At 53.2% G+C, this 6,911-nt stretch carries 5 protein-coding genes and 2 pseudogenes; 4 read left to right on the forward strand and 3 right to left on the reverse strand.

Translation table 11 applies throughout. From position 1 onward, the window contains the following. Positions 1 to 150 precede the first annotated feature (150 nt). From QRY16_RS18130 to QRY16_RS18140, 3 genes are all read left to right on the forward strand, one after another. Entirely contained in the window at positions 151 to 1,587 is a 1,437-nt protein-coding gene (locus QRY16_RS18130) for a PTS transporter subunit EIIC (RefSeq protein WP_289777593.1), read from the forward strand. Between the two features lie 96 nt (positions 1,588 to 1,683). Further along, positions 1,684 to 3,096: a glycoside hydrolase family 1 protein gene (locus QRY16_RS18135; protein ID WP_289777594.1), complete on the forward strand. Its 1,413-nt coding sequence runs from the start codon at positions 1,684 to 1,686 to the stop codon at positions 3,094 to 3,096. Continuing rightward, complete coding sequence (locus tag QRY16_RS18140) at positions 3,086 to 4,375, forward strand: carbohydrate porin (protein ID WP_289777595.1); 1,290 nt, start codon at positions 3,086 to 3,088, stop codon at positions 4,373 to 4,375. Before QRY16_RS18135 ends, QRY16_RS18140 begins: the two co-directional genes overlap by 11 nt. A 37-nt stretch (positions 4,376 to 4,412) precedes the next feature. On the opposite strand, the pseudogene QRY16_RS18145 reads toward QRY16_RS18140, so the two are convergent. The 3 genes and pseudogenes from QRY16_RS18145 to QRY16_RS18155 form a co-directional block, all read right to left on the reverse strand. Beyond that, positions 4,413 to 4,561, reverse strand: a pseudogene (locus QRY16_RS18145) (STY4528 family pathogenicity island replication protein); the annotation flags it as partial. A 3-nt stretch (positions 4,562 to 4,564) separates the two neighbouring features. Then, positions 4,565 to 4,780: pseudogene (locus QRY16_RS18150) on the reverse strand (IS30-like element IS30H family transposase); the annotation flags it as partial. Between the two features lie 67 nt (positions 4,781 to 4,847). Beyond that, positions 4,848 to 5,744 (reverse strand): LysR family transcriptional regulator, encoded by an 897-nt coding sequence (locus QRY16_RS18155; RefSeq protein ID WP_289777596.1) that lies wholly within the window; start codon positions 5,742 to 5,744, stop codon positions 4,848 to 4,850. A gap of 95 nt (positions 5,745 to 5,839) precedes the next feature. Between QRY16_RS18155 and QRY16_RS18160 the strand changes: the two genes are divergently transcribed. Beyond that, positions 5,840 to 6,841: a zinc-binding alcohol dehydrogenase family protein gene (locus QRY16_RS18160; protein ID WP_289777597.1), complete on the forward strand. Its 1,002-nt coding sequence runs from the start codon at positions 5,840 to 5,842 to the stop codon at positions 6,839 to 6,841. Positions 6,842 to 6,911: the final 70 nt, after the last annotated feature.

Genomic DNA, 6,911 nt, shown 5'->3' on the forward strand with positions numbered 1-6,911 from the left:
TCACAACAGGATTGTTATCTTCACGTAGTGTCAGACGTGTCGAGCAAAACCTAACTAAAGCCTCCCGCTTTTATCTACTCCGGGTCGCCAAAGTTAGGTTTTTTTTTGCTTCAAATTCGCGTAGTCAGTTATCCGACAAGAGGTTAATTCATGGGATATGCTATTTTATGCGATGAAATTATCGCAGGCGTTGGCGGTCGGGATAATGTTATCAGTGTTATTCACTGCGCGACGCGTTTACGTTTCAAACTGAAAGACAACCGCCGGGCGAACATCGACGAGCTTAAGGCGTGCGCGGGAATTATTACCGTTGTTGAGAGCGGCGGTCAATTTCAGGTAGTTATTGGTAGCCACGTCGGAGAAGTATATCAATGCCTGGCATCACGTTATTTTCCAGAAAATGAAAGCATGCATTCTGGCGAAGAAGCCTCGGAAGATGTACCAAAACCCAAAGGATTTAAAGCACTACTTAATGCTGCGGTAGATATTATATCCAGCATATTCGCACCACTGCTGGGTATATTAGTCGCAGCCGGACTCATTAAAGGTGTATTGATCCTTGCGGTGTTATTTCACTGGCTAGATAAAGCCAGCGGCACTTATAAAATTATCTTCGCCGCCAGCGATGCCGCGTTCTTTTTCATGCCGATTCTTCTGGGATATACGGCGGGTAAAAAATTTGGCGGCAACCCTCTCGTCACGCTGGTTCTGGGAGCCGCGCTGGTTCACCCTTCGATGATCGAGATTTTTAACGCCACACAGGCCGATCCTAAACTGCATTTCAGTTTTCTGGGCCTGCCCGTGACCTTTATCAACTACAGCTCTACGGTTATCCCGGTAATTTTCGCCGCCTGGTTCAGCTGCTGGCTTGAGAAACGTTTCAATCGCTGGCTGCATGCCTCGATAAAATCATTCTTCACGCCGTTTTTATGCCTGACTATCACTCTGCCCGCCACTTTCCTGCTGATTGGGCCACTGGCGACCGACTTCAGTCTCGGCCTTGGCCGCGGTTACATGTGGATCTGGCAGCTCAACCTGATGATTGCCGGCGCCGTATTCGGTGCGATGTGGCAAATTTGTGTGATATTCGGGCTGCATTGGGGACTGGCACCGCTGATGATCAACAACCTGTTGACCCGTGGGGTTGATACAATTTCGCCGCTGGTGCAGCCCGCCGTATGGGCGCAGTCTGGCGCAACGCTGGGCGTGCTGCTGCGCACCCGTAATTCCAGACTCAAAAGTCTGGCGGGTCCGTCGTTTATCTCCAGTATCTTTGGTATCACCGAACCCGCCGTCTACGGCGTCAACCTGCCGCTAAAACGGCCCTTTATCTTTGGCTGCATCGGTGGCGCGCTCGGCGGAGCCATCACCGGCTACTACCACGGCACCGCTTATGCCTTTGGCGCGCTGGGCATCTTTGGCTTCCCGTCATTTATCTCACCAAACGGCGTCGACAGCGGATTCTGGGGCATCTTGATCGGCTCGCTTGCCGCCTTCCTGTTCGCCTTCATCAGCAGCTGGCTGTATGGCGTGCCAGACGACCAACCCGAGAAGCCCGAGAAACTGCGTTCTCTGTCTACGACCTGACGTAACCCCATTTTACGCTGACCGAAATAGTGCGTGAGCCCGGCTCATGCAGGATTACTGCGCTCTTTTTTCACCATAAACGAGAAGGAATACACGATGAAAACCACATTCCCGACTGATTTCCTCTGGGGCGGCGCACTGGCCGCCAATCAGGTAGAAGGTGCCTATGACGTTGCCGGAAAAGGCCTTTCAACTTCTGACTATCAGCCACACGGCCTGATGTATCCGGCGACCGAACGCCCTGCCGGGGAGTTTAACCTCAAGGAGATCGCGATCGATTTCTATCATCGCTATCCGCAGGATATTGCGCTCTTTGCCGAGATGGGCTTCAAGACCCTGCGCACCTCCATCGCCTGGACGCGCATCTACCCGCGCGGTGATGAAGACGTGCCTAACGAAGAAGGCCTGGCTTTCTACGATGCGCTGTTCGACGAGATGCTCAAATACGGTATTCAGCCGCTTATCACCCTCTCCCACTACGAGATGCCTTACCATCTGGCTAAACATTACGGCGGCTGGGGCAATCGTAAGACCATCGGCTTCTTTGAACGCTATGCCACCACCGTCTTCAAGCGCTACCAGCACAAGGTGAAATACTGGCTGACGTTCAACGAGATTAACGTGTCGCTGTTCTCGTGCTTCACCGGGCTGGGACTGCCAGAGGGCAGCAGCGAACAGGCTGTCTATCAGGCCGTGCATCATCAACTGGTGGCCAGCGCCCGTGCGGTGAAGGCCTGTCATCGCATCATTCCCGATGCCAAAATCGGCAACATGGTTGCCGCCATGCCGTACTATCCCCTGACCTGTCATCCCGACGATTTACTTGAGGCACAGCGCAAAGAGCGCGAATGGCTGTTCTTCTTCGACGTGCAGGCACGCGGCGACTATCCGAGCCATATCCAGCGCCGTTTCAAAGAAAAAAACATCGTGCTCGAAATCAGCCCACAGGACAAAGAAGACCTGCGCGAAACCATCGATTTCCTGTCCTTCAGCTACTACATGAGCAGTTGTGCCTCCGCCGATAGAGACAAGCAACAGGCTACCGGCAACATTCTCAAGATGATCCCCAACCCTTACCTGTCGGCATCGGAATGGGGCTGGCAGATCGATCCGGCGGGCCTGCGTCATCTGCTGAATCAGCTGTGGGATCGCTATCAGAAACCGCTGTTTATCGTCGAAAACGGGCTGGGTGCCAAAGACCGCATTGAGGCCGACGGCAGCATTCAGGACGACTACCGCATCGCCTACCTCAATGACCATCTGGTGCAGGTTCATGAGGCGATTGCCGACGGCGTCGATGTGTTGGGCTACACCTGCTGGGGCCCGATAGACATCGTCAGTGCCTCAACCAGTGAGATGTCCAAACGCTACGGTTTCATCCACGTTGACCGCGACGATCACGGCGAAGGCACCCTACAGCGCCGTCGTAAGAAGAGCTTTGGCTGGTACAAACAGGTGATTGCGACCGACGGCGAATCGCTGGTGAGAGAGGCAAAAAATGAAAAGTAAGCCGCTTCTGCTGACCGCGTTGTTAATGAGTATCGGCGGGCTGGCGCAGGCCGCCGACAGCGATTGCGCCCGCTTTGACACGTTGCTGCCAAAGGGCCCAGAGACACCGAGTATTGGCTCGGTGTGCGACACCGTCTTCCCCGAATGGGGCAGACTGCGTCAGGACATGGCGGATAACGGCTTCTTTGCTCAGGTTCAGCTGCTGACCAATCTGACCTATGACGTGGCGGGTAACTGGAAGAACCCGCCGAGCTACGTTGGACAGCGACTCACCACTGGTAACGTGGTGAGTACCAACGTGACCTATGACCTGTCTCGTATTGGTTTCACCGATAATGCCCAACTTAATCTGGGCGTGATGTATGCCTATAATAACTATCGCGGCAACGGGCAGGACGGCCACGTTGCCATCAGCGAATTGTCGGTGTATCAACCGCTGTTCCATAACCGGGTTATTCTGCACTACGGTTATTCTGCCTGGTTAAGCTATTTTTATGGCCTGTATCTCGGCAGCAGCACCGCGTCCTCAGCGCTTGGCCCCACCAGCGTGATGCTCAATCAGGCCGGTCTAACCAGCCTGAAACCCAGCCCAGGATTTGACGTGCGGCTGCTGTCTGAAAATAAACGCTGGTACGATCATTTTGGCGTCTCACGAAGCCAAAGCTCTGACGGATTAGAATCGGATTCGAAATACAACACCTACGGACTGCGCTGGAAAGTGCCTGATGCCGGTACACTAGCCATTAACGAAATGGGTTATCGCGTCAATTCGGATTACGGTTTGCCGATGATGTGGGTACGCGGTGGCTCGGTTTATAACAAAACGCCTTACTTCAACTACAACTCCGGGCAAGACGAAGATAATACCTGGTCACACTATCTTGCCGCGACCCGTCAGCTGACACAGCCCGACAGCAGTCTGCCGTTCCGTGGCTGGTATATCGACGGCAAAACTAACTACGCACCGCAGAACCGCAACGTGTTCAATGCCGATGCATCGTTAACCTTGTTCAGCATCGGGCCATTTGATTCACGGCCGTCGGACATGCTGTCGTTCGGCCTGGCCTATAACAAGTTCAGCGATGACGCCAGGCGCTACTTCGAGCGACACAACCAGCGCGCCGAGCGTTTCAGCACCACGGCATCAACGGCATATACTCTACGGATTACAAACGGGATTTACTGGACCAATCAGCTGGCATGGACGCACCATCCTTCTGTCACGCCGAAGGAAGATGACGCCTGGAACCTGCTGACGCAGATTGTGGTTAATTTGTAGTTTGCGGCAGGCGGGAAGGTTGACAGATTTTTGTTCAGGATGATGTTTCACGCGAGGCTTTCCCGCGCCCCGGCGAGGCAAGCTGCATCTCGTCGTAGGTTAAAAAATTGCGCCTCCATTGCTTTGTGCGTAAAGGCGGATCATCATCCAGCCCCTTTTATTCAGAGAAGAAAGGCGTGTGCTCATTTAAGCAGAAAGACCAGCACGAATTTCCTCGCGCTCAGCCAGTGTCAGATGCGCCACCGTCCCCTGCGTTCATTGAGTTTTATCCCGCCAGTTTCTCTTAGCATGCTGAATATGCCCCTGGTGTCGGTTCCAGGATTTTAGCTATCTCACTAAATTCCTTACTATTCTTCCGCAACTCAAAAACGAGCAATTTTCCTTAGCCGTAAATGTCCGCCTCATTCAAAAAATCTCTGCCACACTTCATTTCCACCTATGTGTTGCCTTGATCAATTGAATCTACAATCAATTAGCGATAAAACGCTGTAAACACCGTCGATTGCAAGGCGAACTCAATAAACTTTACCAGCGCTGGCGAGTTTAGCTTGCGGCTCGGGTACACCAGCCACAGCTCATTACCTTCCATTTCCCATTCCGGCAGTACGCGTACTAAACGATGGTCAGCCATGGCGCCCTCGGTTAAAAAACGCGGCAGCAGCGTAATGCCCGCGTCGCCTAATGCACATTCGCGCGCGTAAACCAGATTATCAGTCAGATGGCCCGGCGGTAGCAGCCAGCGGTAATACTCTTTTTCCTGCTTCAACACCCATTCATTCCATGCACGATGGGCGATACAGCGATGAGCAGCCAGCTGTTGCGGATGAGTAATGAGCGGATGTTGTTCAAGGTAACTTTTCGATGCCACCAGCGTCCGTTCGCAATAGCCAACCCGACGACCGATCAAGGATGATTCTTGCGGCTGCCCGGTACGCAACGCAATGTCAAAGCCATCCTGTACTAAATCGCGAATATCATCTGAGACCGAGACGTCTAACATCACGTCAGGATAACGCTGCAAAAATTCCGCGTTACAGCGCGCCAGCAGCGTGGCGCCAATACCCGCCGGGCTGGTAATGCGCAGCCGCCCACTGGGATTTTCACGCAGATTAGCCATCGTCTGGTCGGCGCGTTCGCTGGCCTGCATCATTTCCTGACAGTGCAGCAGATACCGTTCCCCCGCAAAGGTCAGTTTGAGCTGGCGTGTGGTGCGGTTGAGTAAACGGATGCCGAGACGTTGCTCCAGATGACTGATACGCTGACTCATGCTGGATTTGGGTAATCCGACACGTTGCGCCGCAGCGGTAAAGCTGCCGCATTCTGCTACCAGGGCAAACAGCGCCATATCCTGCCACTGACGAAACGTCATTGTTCACCTCAGACGAACACGCTATGAAAGATTGTCCATCTTATCATCATGAAATCGAGCTTCTACACTTAAGCCATCCAAACAGGAGAACAAATATGACGATTCGCGCTATTGCTGTTAATCCAGAACATCCACAAGAATTTATCGAAATTAACCCGGAAACACCGACACCCGGCGAATACGACCTTCGCGTAGAAGTGAAAGCCGCCTCCGTAAATCCGGTTGATACCAAAGTGCACAAAGGAGCGGTTAAGAACGGCTTACAGTTGCCGCGCGTTTTAGGTTGGGATGCGAGCGGCGTGGTGCTGGAGGTTGGCAGCAAAGTCAGCAATTTTAAGCCTGGCGATGAAGTGTATTATGCCGGTGACATTACGCGTCCCGGCAGCAACAGTAGCCAACAGCTGATCGATGCACGCATTACCGGCCACAAGCCGCAAAGCCTCGACTGGGCAGCGGCGGCGGCGATCCCGCTGACTGCGCTGACCGCCTGGGAAGGATTATTTGAACGTCTTAACCTGCAAAACGCAACGGAAGATCAAACGCTGCTGATCGTTGGCGGCGCGGGCGGTGTAGGATCACTGGCGATCCCGTTTGCGAAATTGCGCAGTAACGTAAAAGTGATCGCCACCGCATCCCAGCAGGACTCAGCACAATGGTGCCGCGATCGCGGAGCGGATCAGGTCATCAATTATAAAGATATGATCGGCGAGCTGGAAAAACTTGGGCTTAAGCAGGTTGATTATATTTTCTGCCTGAATGATACCGATGGTCACTGGGAAACCATGGCCCAGCTGATCGCACCGCAAGGACACATTTGTACCATCGTAGAAAATGAACATCCGCTGTCGATGGATCAGTTGAAACTGAAAAGCGCTGCGCTGCATTTTGAATTTATGTATACCCGCAGCATGTTCACCACGCCAGATATGGCGCGTCAGGGTGAAATTCTGGACACCGTGGCTGAGTTGCTGGATGCAGGAAAGCTACAAACTACGCTGAATGAAACGTTACAGGGATTAAGCGTTGAGACGTTGAAGGCCGCGCATCAACGCGTGCTGGAAGGTCATATGCGCGGCAAGGTGGTGATAGTTTATTAATTAGAGGGTTTCGCCCCGCCTGGACCTCTTCGACTGATGGGGCGGGCCGGGGGAGGAAGAGCGGACAATA

Source organism: Mixta mediterraneensis (genome assembly GCF_030283135.1).
Classification (GTDB): Bacteria; Pseudomonadota; Gammaproteobacteria; order Enterobacterales; family Enterobacteriaceae; genus Pantoea; species Pantoea mediterraneensis.

Bases quoted from the DNA above. Each gene is read 5' to 3' on its own strand.
- QRY16_RS18130 (WP_289777593.1), top strand. From the start codon at position 151: ATGGGATATGCTATTTTATGCGATGAAATTATCGCAGGCGTTGGCGGT.
- QRY16_RS18135 (WP_289777594.1), top strand. From the start codon at position 1,684: ATGAAAACCACATTCCCGACTGATTTCCTCTGGGGCGGCGCACTGGCC.
- QRY16_RS18140 (WP_289777595.1), top strand. From the start codon at position 3,086: ATGAAAAGTAAGCCGCTTCTGCTGACCGCGTTGTTAATGAGTATCGGC.
- QRY16_RS18155 (WP_289777596.1), bottom strand. From the start codon at position 5,744: ATGACGTTTCGTCAGTGGCAGGATATGGCGCTGTTTGCCCTGGTAGCA.
- QRY16_RS18160 (WP_289777597.1), top strand. From the start codon at position 5,840: ATGACGATTCGCGCTATTGCTGTTAATCCAGAACATCCACAAGAATTT.